The organism is Xanthomonas sp. WHRI 8393, assembly GCF_040203315.1.
Taxonomy (GTDB): domain Bacteria; phylum Pseudomonadota; class Gammaproteobacteria; order Xanthomonadales; family Xanthomonadaceae; genus Xanthomonas; species Xanthomonas arboricola.
Map to the genome: position 1 here is coordinate 391787 of NZ_JBEGGL010000001.1, position 18146 is coordinate 409932.

The following is an 18146-nucleotide window of genomic DNA, read 5'->3' on the forward strand; positions in this document are numbered from 1 at the left end:
CAGGAGCAAGGAACGACAGCAGGAGGAAATTACACCGAGCAGTGTAGTTTCATTCCGCTGAAAGTAAACTGTCGGGTGTAAAATGATCCGATGTCGAGCGCATCTTCCCCCCGGCCCGCGCCGCAGCGGCTGACCGACCGCAAGCGCCACGCCATCGTCGAGGCGGCCATTGTCGAGTTCCGCCAGCATGGCTTCGAGGCCACCAGCATGGACCGCGTGGCGGCCACTGCGGGCGTGTCCAAGCGCACCGTCTACAACCATTTCCCCAGCAAGGACGCGCTGTTCGGCGAGATCCTGCGCGGGCTGTGGCAACGCAGCGCCGACGCGGTGAATCTTGTCTACCGGCCCGACCAGCCGCTGCGCGCGCAGCTGATCCAGCTGCTGCAGCAGAAGCTACACCTGCTCGACGACCCGGCGTTTATCGACCTGTCGCGTGTCGCCATTGCCGAAGGCATCCATTCGCCCGAGCGCGCGCGTTCGCTGATCGCGCAATTGGGCAGCAAGGAAGAAGGCACCACCACCTGGGTGCGCGCCGCACTGGCCGACGGCCGGCTGGCGGGCGTGGAGCCGGAGGTCGGTGCGCAGCAACTGCAGGCATTGATCAAGGGCTTTGCGTTCTGGCCGCAGATCGCCATGGGCCAGCCGCCGCTGTCGCCGCAGCAACGCGCCCAGGTGGCCGAATCGGCGGTGGCGATGTTCCTGGGTTTGTACGGGCGCGAGTGATGGTCTGCGATGCGCGTGCCAGCGCAGCGCCGCCCCGCATCGCAGGCCGGATCTTCCTCGCGTTGTATGTCGACCGCAGCGCTGCAGGGCAAGGACTGCGTCTTGCGCCGCGCTGTCTGTGCAACCCATGCCGCTGCAGCCTGCGCATGTTGCGCGCTTAGTCCTTCGACCACACCGCCAGCGCATAGCCATGCGGATCGGTGAAATGAAAACGTCGCCCGCCGGGAAACGCAAAGACCGGCCTGGTGATGTGCCCGCCCGCCGCTTCGATACGTGCCTGGCTGTAGGCGAGGTCGTCGGAGGCCAGGACCACCAGCGCACCACCGGGCTGGGCGGGGCCGTGGAAGAAGCCACCGCTCAGCCGGCCGTCGCGGAATTCGCAGTAATCTGGGCCGTAATCCTGAAACGTCCAGTCGAAGGCCTGCCCGTAAAAAGCCTTGGCGACGGCGATCGAGTCGACGGCGAACTCGAGGTAGTCGATGCGGTGTTGCGGCGTGTTGTCGATCATGGCGTGGTGTCCTCCGCGAGTGGAGGTACAGCATGCAGTCGGCGCGTATGACTGGCTTGGCGAAAACGGCCAACTCAGCGTGCGTGGCGCCGTACCAACACGCGCGGGCTCAGGCCGGTGAGCTGGCGCGCATCGCGCACCAGGTGCGGCGCATCGCCGTAACCGGCATCCAGCGCGGCGTCGGTCAGACTGCGGTGCTGGCCGGCGATACGCAAAAAGCGCTGCAGGCGCAATACCCGCTCCAGCGTTTTGCTGCCATAGCCGAACGCATCCTGGCAGCGGCGGCGCAACGAGCGCTCGCTGAGGCCCAGCGCCTGGGTCAATTCGCTCAGCCGGGCGGGGGTGCCGGCACGCAATCGATCGAACAGCCACGCCATCTGGCGGTCTTGCGATGTGCCGTGCTGTCGGCACAGCGCCTGCAAGGTGTATAGCGGGTCGGCACCGTCTTCCAGGCGGTGTTGCCAGGTGCGCCCTTGCACGCCCCACAGCGATTCCAGTGCAACGCGTTGGTCGGCAATGGCATGCAGCGGGAGCTTCAACAGGCCGGCTGCCGCACCCGCTGCCAGGCGCACCCCGCTCAGCGCACTGCCCGGTGCCAACGCTGCCATGGCGGCGGTGCGATCGGGCCCGGCAACCAACAGCAGCGTGCCATCCCAGATCAGATCGACGCCGCCATCGGGCAAGACCAGCACGGGGTCCGTTGCGGCCGTGCCCTGGCGAAACCGCCAACTGCACTGCAGCTGCGCGTGTAACGCCGGCGGTGCCGGGCTTTCGGCATAACAGGACTCGGAGAGTTCGGACATCGGTGCGTTGTGCGAAGAGGTGGATGCCGTGCGGCTCGGTGGCCGCAGCGATGAGAGTGCATGGCGTCGACCGCATTCGGTCGACATCGCAGGCCCGCGCCGACGCAACCATCGTGGCCGCATCCGGCAGCCTGGCGCTGCCTCGTCAATGCGGGCGGTTGCCCGCGCCCAGCCCGTTGGCGGTGACGGTGTGCCGGCTGCGTTGCAACCAGGCCACCATCGGCGAGGCCATCACCGTGGTCACCAAGGTCATGCCAAACAGCAGGGTGAACAGGTCCGGCCCGATCACGCCGCTGTCCAGGCCGATCTTGATCACCACCAGTTCCATCAGGCCGCGTGCGTTCATCAGCGAACCCACGCTCAGGCTATCGCGCCAATCGTGGCCGCTCAGGCGCGCGCCCAGGGTGCAGCCGAGCAGCTTGCCGGTGACCGCCACGCCGACCACCAGCGCAAAGCCGCCCATACCTGCGCCGACGAACACGCCGGAGCTGGTGGCCTGGCCGGCGACCGCAAACAGCACCGGCATCAGCAGGGTGATCGCCAGGGGTTCGAGGCGTCCGGCCAGGTGTTCCAGCAGGCGGTCATCGCGCGGTACGCAGATGCCGAACAGGAATGCGCCGAAGATCGCATGCAGGCCGATCCATTCAGCCGCTGCGGCGCAGGCCAGCACACCGATCAGCACCCACACCAGCGCCGTTGACGCATAGCCTCCATCGCTTGCGCGCGGGGTGAGCACGCGCGCATACATCGGCTTCAACATGCCGAACACCACCGCAATCAGCACCACCGCACCGGCCGCAGTGAACGCAATGCCGCCATGGCTATTGCCGCCGGTCAGGGTGAGCACGATCGCCAGGAACATCCACACCGTGGCATCGTCGATCACCGCCGCGCCCAGGGCCAGGCGGCCGGCCGGCGTGCGGGTCATGTTGCGGTCCTTGAGGATGCGCGCCAGCACCGGAAACGCAGTCACCGACATCGCTGCGGCAATGAACAATGCGAAGGGCCAGAAGCCGATGCCTTGCGGAGCAAAGCGCGCAAATAACCATGGTGCGGCGGCCAGCCCCAGCAGCAACGGCAGCACGATACCGGACAGCCCCACCAGTACTGACGCGCGCACCTGCGCAGTGGTGCCTTCCGGCGCACGCAACTCCACGCCGACGATGAACATGAAAAGCACCACGCCGATGTTGGCCAGGCCCGACAGTGGCGGCAAGCTGCTGGAGGCGAACAACACGCCATGCAACTCCGGCAGCCACGCGCCGAATGCGATCGGCCCCAGCAGCAGGCCGGCGGCCATTTCGCCGATCACCGGCGGCTGCCCGAAGCGTTGCAGCAGCGCACCGCATGCACGCGCCGCGCCCAGGATCAGCGCCAACTGCACCAGCAACAGCATGGTCGGATTCATTGCGTCAGCCTTGGTTGGTTGAGTCGGCTCGCCCCTGCAGTGCGGGACGGCTGCGCATCTGGTCAGTTGTTTCCCCGGACTGATCAGCGGTGACATGCCGTCCCCACAGCATCGGCCTAGTCTATGACGACAACCGCCGTGCGGTTGCATCGAGCCGACATGCTGCGGCAATGCGGCGTGGTTCACGCTGCAGGCGGGAACCGTCGTCGGTGCTGCTTGTGTGCGCTTGCACGGCTTGATCGAACGACGCCGTCAACGGCAACCCGCATGTCGCACACGGGATCGCAGATGGAGAGCGCGTGGCGGCCTCATGCGCGGTGCCTGGCGAGCAAGCTCAGGCGCGATGCGAACTCACGCGCGCACAGCCGGCAGCAGACTCACCGCTCCGAATCGCCACTCTCGTCATACCCGCGCGGGGTAAACAGGTCCGGCTGGATCAGCTCGATAAACGCACGCGCCTGCGGCGACAGATACTTGCCCTTGCGCACCACCACGCCGTAACTGCGGGTGGGGAAGTAGTCCTTGAGCGAGCGGGTGGCGAGTTTGTCGCGGTCTGCATCGGTGACGCAGATCGCGGTGACGATGGAGATGCCCATGTCCATCGCCACGTATTGCTTGATCACTTCCCAGCCGCCCACCTCCAACGCCACGGTGTAGGGCACCCGTGCCTGCTGGAAGATCAGATCGACCAAGCGATAGGTCACCTGCCGGCGCGGCGGCAGGATCAGCGGATACGGCGACAGATCCTGCAGCGTGACCGTGGACCTGCTGGCCAAGGGGTGGTCGGGCGGGGTGATCAGCAGCTGTTCGAAGCGATACACCGGCGCGTAGTTGAGGTCGGCCGGCACGTCCAGCATCGAGCCGATCGCCAGGTCCACCGCGTCCTCGCGCAGCAGATCGGTGCCGTCGGCGCTGATGGCGTTGTGCAGGGTCAGCCGCACGTCCGGGTGGCGCGCGCGGAAGTTCGCCACGATGCGCGGCAGCAGGTACAGGATGGTGGAGCTGTTGGCGGCGATATTGAGCTCGCCCGCATCCAGCCCGCGCACCTTCTCGCGAAAGCTCGCCTCCAGCCCGTCCAGGCTCTCCACCAGCGGCAGCGCCATGTCGTAGAGCAGCTGGCCCTCGCGGCTGGGTGCCATGCGGCGCCCCGAGCGCTCGAACAGGGCCACCCCCAGGTCGCGTTCCAGCGCCTGCAGTTGCAGCGTCACCGCCGGCTGGCTCACGTACAGCGCCTCAGCCGCCCGTGAGACAGACCCCAGACGCACCGTCTGGCAGAACGCACGCAGGGGCTTGAGCCGGTCGGATTTGTAGGAAAATCGCGGGGTTGGCGACATCTGGGTGTGTTCTGAAACCCAATATAAGTCAGGCTTATTTACAGCATTGATAAAACTGCTTTGTCAAATAATTTCCATCGGCGCACGGTACAGGTCCGGATGCACAAGGACTCCCCGACATGTCTGCCACCGCTTTTGCCCCACGTCCCACCGAACGCGCCACGCCCGGGCTGTCGCTGACCACGCAGATCGCAGGCCAGGCAGAACTGCTGCCGGCCGCCGCGCTGGCCTTGCTGGTGTCGTTGCACCGCGCGATCGAACCCGGCCGCCAGCAGCGCCTGGCCCAGCGGCGCGCCCGCCAGGCCGAGTTCGATGCCGGCCAGCTGCCGGATTTCCGCCCCGACACCCGCGCCATCCGCGATGGCGACTGGCGCGTCGCCGCACTGCCGTCGGCGCTGCAGGACCGCCGGGTGGAGATCACCGGCCCCACCGATCCGAAGATGGTCATCAACGCGCTGAACTCCGGCGCCAAGGTGTTCATGGCCGACTTCGAGGATTCCACCGCGCCGACCTGGCGCAACCTGCTGGCCGGCCAGCGCACGCTGGCCGCTGCGGTGCGCGGCGATCTCAGCTTCGATGCGCCCAACGGCAAGCATTACGCGTTGCGCCCGGAAGCCGAGCGCGCGGTGTTGATCGTGCGCCCGCGCGGCTGGCATCTGGATGAGAAGCACGTGCTCATCGATGGGCAGCCGCTGGCCGGCGGCCTGTTCGATGCGGCGGTGTTCGCCTTCCATAACGGTCGCGCGCTACTGGCCAAGGACCGTGGCCCGTATCTGTACCTGCCCAAGTTGCAGAGCATGGAAGAAGCCGCGCTGTGGGAGACCGCGCTGGCGCATATCGAAGCGATGCTGGGCCTGCCGCACGGGCAGATCAAGGTGACCGTGCTGATCGAAACGCTGCCGGCGGTATTCGAGATGGACGAGATCCTGCACGCGCTGCGCGAGCGCATCGTCGGGCTCAATTGCGGCCGTTGGGATTACATCTTTTCGTATCTGAAAACCTTCCGCGCGCATCGCGACCGCGTGTTGCCCGAACGTGGCCAGGTCACCATGACCCAGCCCTTCCTCAAGGCGTATTCGGAACTGTTGATCAAGACCTGCCATCGCCGCGGCGCCCATGCGATGGGCGGCATGGCGGCGCAGATTCCGATCAATCACGACGAGGCCGCCAACGAGCAGGCGATGGCGCGCGTGCGTGCCGACAAGCTGCGCGAAGTCAGCGCCGGCCACGATGGCACCTGGGTGGCGCATCCGGCGTTGATTCCGGTAGCGATGAAGATCTTCGACGAGCACATGCCCACCGCGCATCAGCAGCATGTCTTGCGCAATGACGTGCAGGTGACGCGCGACATGCTGATCGCGCCTTCGCCAGGCACCGTCACCCGCGCCGGGTTCGAAGGCAATGTCGAAGTCTGCGTGCGTTATCTGGCGGCCTGGCTGGACGGCAATGGATGCGTGCCCATCCACAACCTGATGGAAGACGCCGCCACTGCCGAAATCAGCCGCGCGCAGCTGTGGCAGTGGTTGCATCACGGCCAGCACCTGGACGACGGCACTGCGATCGATCAGCCCCTGTTGCAGGCCACGTTGCGTGCGTTGCCGGCACGCCTGGGCGCGACCGATGCACTGCCCGGCGCCGCACGCATCGACGACGCCATTGCACTGCTGGATACACTCAGCCGTGCCGATGCGCTGGCCGACTTCCTCACCGTGCCGGCGTATCGCCTGATCGATTGAGCCAACGCTGCAGCGACACGCCGGCGCACGCGCGCTGTCGCTGCAATCCATTCACGTCATGCATCAAACCGCCGGTTGCGCCCACGCGCGCAACGACGGCCTTGCCATGCCCGGCGCGTATCAATGCGCCCCTTTCTTCCTCGTTGCACCCGTCGTATCCCTGCCAGGAGAACGCACCATGAGCAGCACACTGCAGACCGCCGAACAGATCCAGCAAGACTGGGCCAGCAACCCGCGCTGGGCCGGCATCACCCGCAACTACACCGCCGCCGACGTGGTGCGCTTGCGTGGCACCGTGCATGTCGAGCATTCGCTGGCGCGGCTGGGCGCGGACAAGTTGTGGAATGCATTGCACGCCACGCCGTTCGTCAATGCGCTGGGCGCGTTGACCGGCAACCAGGCGATGCAGCAGGTCAAGGCCGGGTTGAAGGCGATCTACCTGTCCGGCTGGCAGGTCGCCGCCGATGCGAACCTGGCCGGGCAGATGTATCCGGACCAGTCGCTGTATCCGGCCGACTCGGTGCCGGCGGTGGTCAAGCGCATCAACAACACCTTGTTGCGCGCCGATCAACTGCATCACGCCGAAGGCAATGACGACATCGACTTCCTGCAGCCGATCGTGGCTGATGCCGAAGCCGGCTTTGGCGGCGTGCTCAACGCCTTCGAGTTGATGAAGGCGATGATCGAAGCCGGCGCGGCCGGCGTGCACTTTGAGGATCAGCTGGCATCGGTGAAGAAGTGCGGCCACATGGGCGGCAAGGTGCTGGTGCCTACCCGCGAGGCAATCGAAAAGTTGAATGCCGCGCGGCTGGCGGCCGATGTGCTGGGTGTGCCCACGCTGCTGATCGCGCGCACCGATGCCGAGGCGGCCGATCTGATCACCAGCGATGTGGATGCCAACGACCAGCCGTTCACCACCGGGCAGCGCACCGTCGAAGGCTTCTTCAAGACCCGCAACGGGCTGGATCAGGCCATCAGCCGCGGGCTTGCCTATGCGCCGTACGCGGATCTGATCTGGTGCGAGACCGGCAAGCCGGATCTGGAATTTGCGCGCGCCTTTGCGCAAGCCATCCATGCCAGATTCCCCGGCAAATTAATGGCCTACAACTGCTCGCCGAGCTTCAACTGGAAGAAGAACCTGGATGACGCCACCATCGCCAAATTCCAGACCGAGTTGGCGAGCTACGGCTATAAATTCCAGTTCATCACCCTGGCCGGCTTCCACGCCCTGAACTACGGCATGTTCAACCTGGCGCATGGCTACGCACGCCGCCAGATGAGCGCCTTCGTCGAGTTGCAGCAGGCCGAGTTCGCGGCGGCCGAGATGGGCTTTACCGCGGTCAAGCATCAGCGGGAGGTGGGCACCGGCTATTTCGACGCGGTGACGCAGGCGATCCAGCAGGGCCAGTCGTCCACCACCGCGCTGCGTGGCTCGACCGAGGAAGAGCAGTTTCACGGCGAAAAGGCCGCATAACCCAGCGCGCAGGCGCCGCGACCGCGTGCCGGCCGGCCGACGGGTGAAGCGGAGCAGCGGGCTTCGCCCACCGCCAAGCCCCCGCTAGCACCGCTGAGCAACGCTGGGGGTGGTGGTGGCCTGTCGAAGAGGATGGCGGGCTCTGCCGGGAGCAGGGGAGAAGGGCTCGGGAAACCGAGCCCGATTTTTTGCCAATACCCGTCATTTCGTCTCAAGCTCAATGAGAGGGAGTGTGACCTGGTGCTGAACAAAACGCTCCTGTACGATGCTGAGGCAGGCCGGCGCTGCAGGTCGGTCTAAGGGATTTTGGGATGACGTGCCATAACACTGCCGGCGCAGTGGAGCCGACGGGGAGCGTTGCAAAGACGCTGTCGGACGGGCTGCATGCGCTCATGACTGCCGAAGAGCTGGGGTTTTTCGCCCGCTTTGGCCGCGCCCGCGAATTGGCCGCCGGCCAGGCGCTGTTCGAGCGCGGTGCAGTGGGAACGCAGATGTTCATTGTGGTCAGTGGCCAGATCGATCTGGATTTCGGCGAAGACCTGATGCTCAAGCACCTGGGCCCGGGCGAATTCTTCGGCGAACTTGGCCTGTTGATCGGCGACCATGCGCGCAGTGCCGGCGCCAGCGCATCCACCGACACCCGTTTGATCGAACTGGCGCACGAGGACTTCCAGCGCCTGGTCGATCACGACCCGTCGATGGTGGCGCATTTCCTGCGCCGCTCCATTGTGCGAGTGGTCAACAACGAGCAGTTGCTGATCCGCCAGTTGCGCCGGCGCAACCACGATCTGGAAGCGGCGCTGGACAACCTCTACGTCACCTCGCACCAGCTCAACCACACCGAAGAACTCAGCCGCACCGACGAACTCACCGGCCTGCACAACCGCCGCGGGCTCGCCCTGCATCTGCAGGAATGCCGGCGCGCCGGTCGCGTGCCCGGGGTGGGTCTGATCCTGATCGATTGCGACCGTTTCAAGCGCATCAACGACGAATTCGGCCATCTCGCTGGCGACCGCGTGCTGCAGAACGTCGCCCACGCGCTGCGTTCGGTGATCGCCGACGGTGACCTGGCCTGCCGGCTCGGCGGCGACGAATTCTGCGTGCTGGTCGCGCAGGGCACCCGGGAGCTGCTGCACCACATCGGCGAATGCATCGTGCGCGCAGTGGAAGCGCGGCTGTGCAATGGCCAGAGCGAGCAGGGCTGCTCGGTGAGCCTGGGCCTGTGCATGATCGATGCCGATGCGGCATGGAACGATTGGTACACGCTGGCCGACAGCGCGCTGTACGAAGCAAAGCGGCAAGGCGGCAATGTGCTGTGCATGCATGAAGCGCTGGGGTCGGGCAGCACGCAGCCACCCGGCAACGCAGCCACGTCGGACAATCGCTGAGCAATGAGCGCCCGCACCCACGCACGCAAGGATGCGTCGTCGGAAGCGATCCAGGCGCCGCGCTTGCGCACCTTGCTGCTGACCGACCTGTGCGACTCGACCGCGCTGGTCGAGCGCATCGGTGACAACGCCGCCGCCGCGCTGTTTCGCGAGCACGACCGGCTGGTGGTCAAACTGCAGCAGCAATGGCGTGGCCGGCTGATCGACCGCTCGGACGGATTGCTGCTGTTGTTCGATCGCCCCATCGACGGCCTGGGCTTTGCGCTGGATTACGCCCGTGGCCTCAAGGCGATGGGCGATGCCCGTGCGCTCACGCTGTGCGCGCGGCAGGGCCTGCACGTCGGCGAAGTGCTGACCTGGCGCAATAGCGACGAAGCGGTCAGCATCGGTGCCAAACCGCTGGAAGTCGAAGGCCTGGCCAAGCCCACCGCCGCGCGCCTGATGTCGATGGCGCGGCCCGGGCAGATCCTGTTGTCGGCAGTGGCCGAGTCGTTGACCCACCGCGCCGCACGCGAACTGGGCGACCGCGGCGAACGCATCCTGTGGAAATCCCACGGCCGCTGGCGCTTCAAGGGCGTGCCCACGCCGATGGAGATCTATGAGGTCGGCGAGATCGATGTCACGCCATTGCGCGCGCCGAAGCATTCGCCGAAGGCATGGCGGGATATTCCGCTGTGGCGGCGGCCGGCGGCACTGTTGGCGGAAACTGCCTTGGTCGTCATCGTGTGCGTGTCGGCGTGGTTTTTCACCCGTTCCGAGCCAGCCATTGCGTTCTCCGAACGTGGGTGGGTGGTGGTCGGAGATCTACGTAATCTCACCGGCAATACGTTGCTCGACAGTTCGCTCGACCAGGCGCTGCGCATCAGCCTGGAGCAGTCGCGCTACGTCAATGTCCTGAGTGAGATGAAAGTGCGCGACACCATGGCGCGGATGAAGCGCGATCCGGATCGCGTGATCGTTGATCGCGCCATCGCCTCGGAAGTGGCGCTGCGCGATGGTGCAAGCGCTGTGCTGCTGCCGACTGTCGCGGAGATTGGCGGCAAGCTTCGTTTCAGCGTTGAATTGGTGGATCCGCGGACCCAGACCACGGTTTACTCGGAGTTTGTGCAAGGCGATGGCTTGCCATCGGTACTGTCCTCGGTGGATCAGGTGACCCGCAAGCTCAGGCAGGGGCTGGGTGAGGTGGTGGCCTCGATCGACAAGAATTCCGTGCCGTTACCCGCCGTGACCACGTCCAGCCTGGATGCGCTGCGGGCTTATGCCCTGGGGGTCGACGCAACGGCGCAAGGCCAATGGAAAGAAGGGTTGGAACTGTTCGAGCGCGCGGTGGCCATCGATCCGGAATTTGCGCTCGCGTATCTGGGGGCGGCACGCATCAAGGTGGCTATCTCCGATCGCCGTGGTGCGCTTCCGTACCTGGAGAAGGCAATTCGTTTCCGTCAGCGTTTGCCTGAGCGTGACCAGTTGTACATGGATGCATGGGCAGCCGAGTTGCTAGCACCCGACAAGGCATTGACGCTGTGGAGAACGCTGGCCTCGCTCTACCCGGACAATTTTGCCGGCACCGCGAACGCATCGTGGCACCTGTTCGTTGCCAATCGTTTTGCCGACGCGTTGCCGTACGCGCAGGCGGCCGATGTTCCGCAGGACCCGCTGCGCGCGATCGCGACCGATCGGGTTGGACGCATTTTGCTGGCACAGGGAAAGGCCGAAGCGGCACTGCAGCGCTTTTCCATTCCCGGCGATGCCGATCGCGCCGGCCCGCTACGGCGCCAGGCGAACGCGCTTGCGGTGTTGAACCGCCATGTCGAAGCGAAGCAAACGCTCGACAGGATCATCGAGCAAGGCTATGCCAACGACGATGTGGTGCCATTGATCGATCGCACCAGCATCGCAATCGATCAGGCCGACTGGAGCGCTGCACGTGCAGCGATCGCACAAGGTCTGACGCGCAGCAAGCAAGGCGACGATTTCAACCGTCACCAGTTCTCGGTCATTGCGGTGACAACCGATGCGTTGGTCGATCCGTCCCTGGCGACGGCGGCAGCGCTCAAGCCGACGTTCGATCGGCTGGTGTCGGCTGTCATTGACGACGGGTTGGCAACGGTAAACCTGCAGGACAATGCCGCGATGGTATTGATCCTCGCAAGCCAGGCGCAGCGGAGCGGCGATAACAGCCTCACCGCCCACGCGCTTGCGGCGATCAAGCCGGCGCTTGTGCATGAAACACCGGTGCTTGCCGACCTGCGCGCCATTGTCGAAGCCCAGCAGCTGGCACTGTCGGGCGACCGCGCAGCAGCCATCGCGCGCCTGCCGGTCAATGACGATGATCTTTTCCAGACACGCGTGACGCTGTACACGCTGTTGCACGACAGCGGTCGGCACGCTGAAGCGTTGCAACAGGCACGTTGGCTGCTTCTCCATCGCGGGCGTGCTTACATCGAAGCAAATGCGTCGCAAACGCTGCAGCCGCTCAATGTTGCCGATGCGCGTCTGGCCCAGCTCTGGATGGCCGAATCGCTGCACGCACTCGGCCGTAGCCAGGAGGCGCGCGAACAGGCCCAGGCATTTGCGCGCGCCTGGCCTTTACCGAGTCTGCCTGCTTACTTGCGTAACAGGGTCGAACGCATGCTGTCCGATTCGAAGGCGAAAATCACGGTGTGATTGGCCTTTTCGGTCAGGTAGCTCTGCAGCTCGGCGCGAGCCGCTGCAATGTCCTGCTTGGATGCGAGCTGATTGGTGTTCATGCAGTAATAAGCCTCTCCTACGCCGGGGACGGCGTTGTCCGCACTCACGCCAGGTACGCCGATCTGGGCAAGCGCCTGCGCCGGATTGCATTGAAAGCAGTCGCGGAAGTCGTCATCGGTTGCCAGTAGCTCCAGCAGCTTGTCGGCTGTGGATGCATCAAACGGGAGATGGGTGTCATTGGCTGCGTCAGTCATGGTGTGGCTTGCCTGGAAGGTGAGGGAGTGTGCTGTTGTATGACGTGGGACCTGACACAATATCGACCGTACTCATGCGTCCTTGAGATGTTCCTATGCAAATTCGTCGCTGTACCACGTTGTTTTTTGAACTGCGCGACGATTCGGTGTTTGATCTTGCACGATTGCTTGCCGGGGGCGATGGCTTGCGTCGCCGCACACGATGGCTGGCGCTCGCGCCTCATCTTGAGGCGGAGGTGGAGGTTTCAGAGGAAGAGCGCGAATGGCTGGGCGAGTTGAGTTCCTCGCGCTGGCAGTCCATCGATCAGGTGCATCCGTTGCCAATCTGGGCGGAGCGTTTGATCGAGCAAGGTCTTGTGATCAGCGATCAACCACAACATGTTCAGCACCGCCGCAACGACGAGTGCGTGCAGCAGCAGCGCTGGTGGCCATTGGCTGCGTTGTGGCATCGATCCGCGCGCTGGAGTGGCGAAGACAGCGTGGCCACCATGGAAGCGCATGGCCTGACAACTGCAGAAGGCATGGTCGGCCGACTGGGCGCCCCCCCGGCAGAAATCGTAGACCGAGGCGAGGGTGGCGTCGAAGCGCGCATTGCCTTGCCGCGGTCAACCCCGGGCACATTCGATGAGCTACTGTCGCGTCGCGTCACCTGTCGCAATTTCGATACGCAGCGTCCACTGTCATCCATCTTGCTCGGCCAGATGCTTGAGCGCAGCGTCATGGCAAGCGCGCGCATCGAAGTGGGGCACGACACCGCATTCTTGAAGAAGCCGGTACCGTCGGGGGGTAGTCTCCATCCCACCGAAACCTACTTGCTGGTCCAGCGTGTCGAGGGAATGACGAGCGGTCTCTATCACTATCGCCCTGTCGATCATGCTTTGCAGCCATTGCAGTCGCCGCCGCAACCGCTGGTGGACTTCGCGCGTCGCGCCGTGTCCGGGCAGCACTGGTTTGCCGATGCGCCGGTGCTGGTGATCCTGGTGCCGCGATTTTTACGCAGTTTCTGGAAGTATCGAAACCACGCCAAGGCCTACCGCGCAATGATTCTGGATGTCGGCCATATCGCGCAGACGCTTTATCTGAGCGCAACCGACCTGGGGCTGGGAGCGTTTGTCACCTCGGCGATCAACGAGGTGGACATTGAACAGGCGCTTGGCCTGGACGGCCTGCAGGACGGCCCACTGGCCATCTGCGGATTCGGTTGGCGTGGCGAGGAAATGAACAATACCGAGCTGGATCCTGGCGGGGCAGTGTGGCCGGCTGGTCGTGATCCAGAGGCGGCCAAGGACATCGGACCCCATTAGCGAGAGACCATCACACATCTTTCGATCTGGACCGCTTGGCGAGGGAAGTCAGGCATGCCGGCTAGTTGGAGAACCTCGCTACAACCGTCAGCGCTCGTCGTTGCAGGCGAGCGCTGACGTCGATCCAAAGCAAGCACTTCGCAATGGCGTTACCGCCGAATCGCCTGCGTATGCGTCTTCAATGCATCGCTCAGACCGTTCACCTTGTCGGCGCCTTCCGGCACGGTGATGCTGGAGCCGGTCAGGTCGTCGCCGATCGGTTGCACGCGGCCGCCCAGGCACTGGCCCAGGAACCCTTCGGTCACCGCGTTGAAGGCCTTGCTGTTTTCCGGGCGGCGGAAGCCGTGGCCTTCGTCGGGGAACAGCACGTAGGTGACCGGAATGTTCTTGGCCTTCATCGCGTTGACGATCTGGTCGCTCTCGGCCTGCTTGACGCGTGGGTCGTTGGCACCCTGGCCGATCAGCAGCGGCTTGCTGATCTTGTCGACATGGCTGAGCGGGGAGCGCTCGGTCAGCCACTGCTTGCCGGCCTCGGTGGCCGGGTCGCCCATGCGTTTGGTCAGCTGCTTGTAGAAGCTGGCCCAGTACGGCGGCACGGTGCCGAGCAAGGTGTTGAGGTTGGCCGGACCGACGATGTCCACGCCGCACTTGAACGCGTCCGGGGTGAAGGTCAGGCCGACCAGCGTGGCGTAGCCGCCATAGCTGCCGCCCATGATCGCCACGTCCTCGGGCCTGGTCACACCTTGCTTGACCGCCCACTGCACGGCGTCGAGCAGGTCGTCGTGCATCTTGCCGGCCCACTCGCCGTTGCCGGCATTGGTGAAGGCCTTGCCGAAGCCGGTGGAGCCACGGAAGTTCACCGCCAGCACCGCATAGCCGCGATTGGCCAGCCACTGCTCATACGGCCCGTAGCCGTAGCTGTCGCGCGCCCACGGGCCACCATGCACGAACAGCACCAGCGGCACCGGCTTGTCGGCCTTGCCATCGTGATTGGCGTCAGCCTCAGAGGGCAGGGTGAGATAGCTGACCAGCTTGAGGCCGTCGCGCGCGGTCAGTTCCTGCGGCCACATCGGGACCAGCGGTTTGCCGTCGAGCGCGGGGCGGGCGGAGAACAGTTTGGTCAGCTTGCCGCCGTCTGCACGGTCGTAGCGGTAGTAGCTCAGCGGTGTCTCTGCCGCCGAATACCCCACGATCCAGATGCGATCGTCGAGCGTGCGTGCGGCAACGCTGGCATCACCGCTGCCGAGTGACTTGAGCTTTTGCAGGTCGGCGGCAATGCCGTTGTCCAGCGCCTTCCATTCCTCGCGCAGATAGTCGGTGGACACGGCCTGCACCACGCCGGTCCTGGGGTCGTTCAAGGTGGCGCCGACATCGGTGCGCGGGTTTTCGAACAGCAGCGTGCGCGCATTGCTGGCGGTGTCGATGGCATACAGTGCCGCGGTGTCGCGATTGCGCGAATCCTGCATGTATAGCGTCTTGCCGTCGTCGGTCAGTCCGTCGGGCGAGGTGTTGCTGACATCCTCGAACGGGATGCGGTCCACGCGCTTCCAGCGCTTGCCATCCGGTACCAGCAGCTCTCTGCCGGCATCGTCGGTGGCGCGCGTGGCGTAGCGCAGCTGGTAGTTGCCGTCGAGCAGATAGGAATCCAGGCTGTCGGTGTTCTGCTGCACCAGGCTGCGCTTGCCCGAGGCCAGGTCCACCCGATACAGGTCATGCCATTTGGGATCGCGGTCGTTCATGCCGACCATGATCGACTCGGGGTGCTGCGCGCTGACGCGATACACCTCGGCGTTGGTCTTCTTGAACGGGGTGAGGTCCTTGCTGCTGCCATCGCTCAGATTCACCGAGAACAGATGGAAGTCTTCGTCGCCGCCATTGTCGCGCAGGTACAGCAACGTGTTGGGTTGATAGGTCCAGAAATAAGTGCGGATGCCGCGTGCGGTGTCCTTGGTGATCGCGCGCGCCTGATCCGGTGCATCCACCGGGGCGACCCAGACATTGAGCACGCCCTCCAGCGGCGCGACCCAGCTGAGGTATTTGCCGTCCGGGCTGATGCTCACGTTCGCCCGTTCCGGGTTGCCGAACAGCGCATCACGGGTGATCAGTTCGGGTGGCGCCGCGGGTGCTTGCGCAGCGGCCGGGGCCGGCGTGGCGGCCTTGTCGGTGGTGGGCGCGGCGTTGTCGCTGCAGGCGGTCAGCGCGAGCAGCATGCTGGAAACAAGAAGCAGGCGTTGCATGGACGTCTCCGGTCTGGGGCGCGGCCACTCCGGCCGCTTTCCCCCACGCTAGGGCGAGGGCCGGCCCCTGCGGACGTGCCGTTGGTCACGCCACCAGGCGCCGCTACGCAGACGCGGACACAAATTCCACCAACGCGACACCCTCGGCGACCAGCTCGCCCTCGGCCACCAGGTACGCCGCCACCGTGCCGTCGCCGGGCGCGTGCAAGGTGTGCTCCATCTTCATCGCTTCCAGCACCACCAGGGCCTGGCCGCGGGTGACCGACTGTCCAACTGGGGCGACCAGCGACACGATGCGGCCCGGCATCGGTGCGGTCAGGCCACCGGTGTCGTGCGCGGGCTGATCGGCTTCGGCCAGCGTGTCATGGTGGCGGAAGGTCGCCCGCTGCGTGGCATCGCGCAATGTCAGGGTGTCGCCGTCGCGCAGGACCTGCATGCGCCATTGTCGGCCATCCATTTCCACGCGCAGTGCATCGCCCTGCAGGTGGTAGCGCAGCGTGTGGGTATCGCCTGCAGTCGTGACCTGCCAGCCATCGCCAAGCGGGCGCACGCCGAACTGGCGGCGCTCGCCTGCGGCCTCCAGCGTCATGGCGTGCGCGGCATGCGCACCGATGCGCCAGCCATCGATGTGTTGCCATGGCGAAAACGGGTCGGCCGGATCGGCGGCGGCCTTCGGCAACGCGTCGGCAATCAACGCCGCTGCCAGGCACCACCAGGCATTTGCCGGACTGACCGCATCGGGAAACAACACGGCCTGCTCGCGTTCGATCAGCGCGGTATCCAGATCGGCAGACGCAAACGACGCCGTGCCGATCAGGCGCGCAAGGAACGCGCTGTTGGTGGTCACGCCCACTGCATGGAATTGCGCCAGCGCCTCGCGCATGCGTGCCAGGGCGGCGGGGCGATCCACATCCCATACGATCAGCTTGGCGATCATCGGATCGTAGTAGGGGCTGATGCTGTCGCCTTGCTCCACCCCGGCATCGATGCGTACATGCGCGCCGGCTGCGGGAAACTGCAGTTGCCGCAGCATGCCGGTCGACGGCAGAAAGCCGCGGTCGGCATCTTCGGCATACAGGCGCGCTTCCAGCGCGTGGCCATGGATGCGCAGGTCCTGCTGACGCAGCGGCAACGGCTCGCCCGCGGCGACATGCAATTGCCACTCGACCAGGTCGGTGCCGGTGATCAACTCGGTCACCGGGTGCTCGACCTGCAGCCGGGTGTTCATTTCCATGAAATAGAAATCGCCATCCGGGCCGGCGATGAACTCCACCGTGCCGGCACCGACATAACCCACAGCGCGCGCGGCATCCACGGCGGCCTTGCCCATGGCGGCGCGGCGTTGTTCGCTCATGCCGGGAGCAGGCGCTTCTTCCAACACTTTCTGATGCCGGCGCTGCACCGAACAATCGCGTTCGAACAGATAGACGACCTCGCCCCGGGTATCACCAAACACCTGGATCTCGATATGGCGCGGCCGCTCGACGTATTTCTCCACCAGCACCTGCGCATTGCCAAAAGCCGATTGGGCCTCGCGCTGGCAGCTGGCCAAGGCCTCTTCGAAGGCCGCGCTGGTATCCACCCGGCGCATGCCCTTGCCGCCACCGCCGGCGCTGGCCTTGATCAGCACCGGATAGCCGATCGCGTCGGCCTGCGCACGCAGGAACGCCGGCGCCTGTTCGTCGCCGTGGTAGCCCGGCGTCAGCGGCACGCCGGCGCGTTGCATCAGCGCCTTGGCCGCACTCTTGTCGCCCATCGCGCGGATGGCGGCCGCTGGCGGGCCGATGAACACGATGCCAGCCTGCGCGCAGGCATCGGCAAACGCCGCGTTTTCCGACAGGAAGCCATAGCCGGGATGGATCGCCTGCGCACCGCTTGCGCGTGCCGCCTCCAGGATCGCATCGCCACGCAGATAACTCTGCTGCGCCGGTGCGGCGCCGAGATGGATCGCTTCATCGGCCAGCCGCACATGTCGCGCATCGCGGTCGGCATCCGAATACACTGCCACGGTCGCGATGCCGAGCTTGCGGCAGGTGGCGATGACGCGACAGGCGATCTCGCCGCGATTGGCAATCAGGATCTTGTCGAAATAGGGCGGTCTTGCTGCGGTGGTGAGTTCGCGCTGGGTCATGACGAAGTTCTCTGCACGCCGCCATGCTGGCGGGCGCTGCGATGGAAAGACGGTTGCATGGATTGCGCCACACGCCGTGCGATGGCAGCTGACGCCGCTGCGGCCCCGCGCGATGCGCTGCTCGACGCAGGCAACGCGCCCGGCCTCATGCAATGCTC

At 65.3% G+C, this 18146-nt stretch carries 13 protein-coding genes; 6 read left to right on the forward strand and 7 right to left on the reverse strand.

What is annotated here, in order from left to right; all coding sequences use genetic code 11:
• Window positions 1-90: 90 nt before the first annotated feature.
• Window positions 91-723 carry a TetR/AcrR family transcriptional regulator gene (locus ABQ137_RS01655; RefSeq protein WP_349781017.1) on the forward strand — a complete coding sequence of 211 codons (633 nt, stop codon included), beginning with the start codon at window positions 91-93 and terminating at the stop codon, window positions 721-723.
• Window positions 724-880: 157 nt separating this feature from the next.
• Here the strand turns inward: ABQ137_RS01655 and ABQ137_RS01660 are convergent, their stop codons facing one another.
• The 4 genes from ABQ137_RS01660 to ABQ137_RS01675 all read right to left on the reverse strand — a co-directional run bounded on the left by ABQ137_RS01660 (window position 881) and on the right by ABQ137_RS01675 (window position 4776).
• The gene (locus ABQ137_RS01660; protein WP_166771798.1) at window positions 881-1228 is read right to left on the reverse strand and encodes a VOC family protein; all 348 of its coding nucleotides are present in this window, start codon (window positions 1226-1228) and stop codon (window positions 881-883) included.
• Between the two features lie 77 nt (window positions 1229-1305).
• On the reverse strand, window positions 1306-2034 hold the full coding sequence (locus ABQ137_RS01665) for a helix-turn-helix domain-containing protein (RefSeq protein WP_349781018.1): 729 nt from the start codon (window positions 2032-2034) through the stop codon (window positions 1306-1308).
• Between the two features lie 145 nt (window positions 2035-2179).
• Window positions 2180-3442, reverse strand: a complete 1263-nt coding sequence (locus ABQ137_RS01670; protein ID WP_349781019.1) for a cation:proton antiporter — start codon at window positions 3440-3442, stop codon at window positions 2180-2182.
• 377 nt (window positions 3443-3819) lie between these two features.
• Window positions 3820-4776 carry a LysR family transcriptional regulator gene (locus tag ABQ137_RS01675; protein ID WP_046345344.1) on the reverse strand — a complete coding sequence of 319 codons (957 nt, stop codon included), beginning with the start codon at window positions 4774-4776 and terminating at the stop codon, window positions 3820-3822.
• Window positions 4777-4895: 119 nt separating this feature from the next.
• Between ABQ137_RS01675 and aceB the strand changes: the two genes are divergently transcribed.
• From aceB to ABQ137_RS01695, 4 genes are all read left to right on the forward strand, one after another.
• A complete protein-coding gene (gene aceB / locus ABQ137_RS01680; protein WP_065033136.1) occupies window positions 4896-6512 on the forward strand; it encodes a malate synthase A in 1617 nt (538 codons plus the stop codon).
• Window positions 6513-6690: 178 nt separating this feature from the next.
• Entirely contained in the window at window positions 6691-7986 is a 1296-nt protein-coding gene (gene aceA, locus ABQ137_RS01685) for an isocitrate lyase (RefSeq protein WP_349781020.1), read from the forward strand.
• Between the two features lie 311 nt (window positions 7987-8297).
• Window positions 8298-9374, forward strand: coding sequence for a GGDEF domain-containing protein (locus ABQ137_RS01690; protein ID WP_039517644.1), 1077 nt, complete (start codon window positions 8298-8300; stop codon window positions 9372-9374).
• A gap of 3 nt (window positions 9375-9377) precedes the next feature.
• The gene (locus ABQ137_RS01695) at window positions 9378-12038 is read left to right on the forward strand and encodes a putative peptide modification system cyclase (protein ID WP_349781021.1); all 2661 of its coding nucleotides are present in this window, start codon (window positions 9378-9380) and stop codon (window positions 12036-12038) included.
• Here the strand turns inward: ABQ137_RS01695 and ABQ137_RS01700 are convergent.
• Window positions 11978-12316: an NHLP-related RiPP peptide gene (locus tag ABQ137_RS01700; protein ID WP_349781022.1), complete on the reverse strand. Its 339-nt coding sequence runs from the start codon at window positions 12314-12316 to the stop codon at window positions 11978-11980. The two genes, ABQ137_RS01695 and ABQ137_RS01700, sit on opposite strands and share 61 nt — an antisense overlap.
• Window positions 12317-12411: 95 nt before the next feature.
• Here ABQ137_RS01700 and ABQ137_RS01705 point away from each other — a divergent pair, with 95 nt between their 5' ends.
• Window positions 12412-13620 (forward strand): putative peptide maturation dehydrogenase, encoded by a 1209-nt coding sequence (locus ABQ137_RS01705; protein WP_349781023.1) that lies wholly within the window; start codon window positions 12412-12414, stop codon window positions 13618-13620.
• A gap of 149 nt (window positions 13621-13769) precedes the next feature.
• Here the strand turns inward: ABQ137_RS01705 and ABQ137_RS01710 are convergent, their stop codons facing one another.
• Both ABQ137_RS01710 and ABQ137_RS01715 read right to left on the reverse strand, forming a co-directional pair.
• On the reverse strand, window positions 13770-15857 hold the full coding sequence (locus tag ABQ137_RS01710) for a S9 family peptidase (RefSeq protein ID WP_349781024.1): 2088 nt from the start codon (window positions 15855-15857) through the stop codon (window positions 13770-13772).
• A 103-nt stretch (window positions 15858-15960) separates the two neighbouring features.
• A complete protein-coding gene (locus ABQ137_RS01715; protein WP_349781025.1) occupies window positions 15961-17988 on the reverse strand; it encodes an acetyl/propionyl/methylcrotonyl-CoA carboxylase subunit alpha in 2028 nt (675 codons plus the stop codon).
• Between the last annotated feature and the right edge of the window lie 158 nt (window positions 17989-18146).

What these genes read in the sequence shown, in the direction of transcription:
- aceA (WP_349781020.1), top strand. Translation starts at nt 6,691, where the DNA reads ATGAGCAGCACACTGCAGACCGCCGAACAGATCCAGCAAGACTGGGCC.
- ABQ137_RS01690 (WP_039517644.1), top strand. Translation starts at nt 8,298, where the DNA reads ATGACGTGCCATAACACTGCCGGCGCAGTGGAGCCGACGGGGAGCGTT.
- ABQ137_RS01670 (WP_349781019.1), bottom strand. Translation starts at nt 3,442, where the DNA reads ATGAATCCGACCATGCTGTTGCTGGTGCAGTTGGCGCTGATCCTGGGC.
- ABQ137_RS01700 (WP_349781022.1), bottom strand. Translation starts at nt 12,316, where the DNA reads ATGACTGACGCAGCCAATGACACCCATCTCCCGTTTGATGCATCCACA.
- ABQ137_RS01665 (WP_349781018.1), bottom strand. Translation starts at nt 2,034, where the DNA reads ATGTCCGAACTCTCCGAGTCCTGTTATGCCGAAAGCCCGGCACCGCCG.
- aceB (WP_065033136.1), top strand. Translation starts at nt 4,896, where the DNA reads ATGTCTGCCACCGCTTTTGCCCCACGTCCCACCGAACGCGCCACGCCC.
- ABQ137_RS01655 (WP_349781017.1), top strand. Translation starts at nt 91, where the DNA reads ATGTCGAGCGCATCTTCCCCCCGGCCCGCGCCGCAGCGGCTGACCGAC.
- ABQ137_RS01695 (WP_349781021.1), top strand. Translation starts at nt 9,378, where the DNA reads ATGAGCGCCCGCACCCACGCACGCAAGGATGCGTCGTCGGAAGCGATC.
- ABQ137_RS01710 (WP_349781024.1), bottom strand. Translation starts at nt 15,857, where the DNA reads ATGCAACGCCTGCTTCTTGTTTCCAGCATGCTGCTCGCGCTGACCGCC.
- ABQ137_RS01715 (WP_349781025.1), bottom strand. Translation starts at nt 17,988, where the DNA reads ATGACCCAGCGCGAACTCACCACCGCAGCAAGACCGCCCTATTTCGAC.
- ABQ137_RS01675 (WP_046345344.1), bottom strand. Translation starts at nt 4,776, where the DNA reads ATGTCGCCAACCCCGCGATTTTCCTACAAATCCGACCGGCTCAAGCCC.
- ABQ137_RS01705 (WP_349781023.1), top strand. Translation starts at nt 12,412, where the DNA reads ATGCAAATTCGTCGCTGTACCACGTTGTTTTTTGAACTGCGCGACGAT.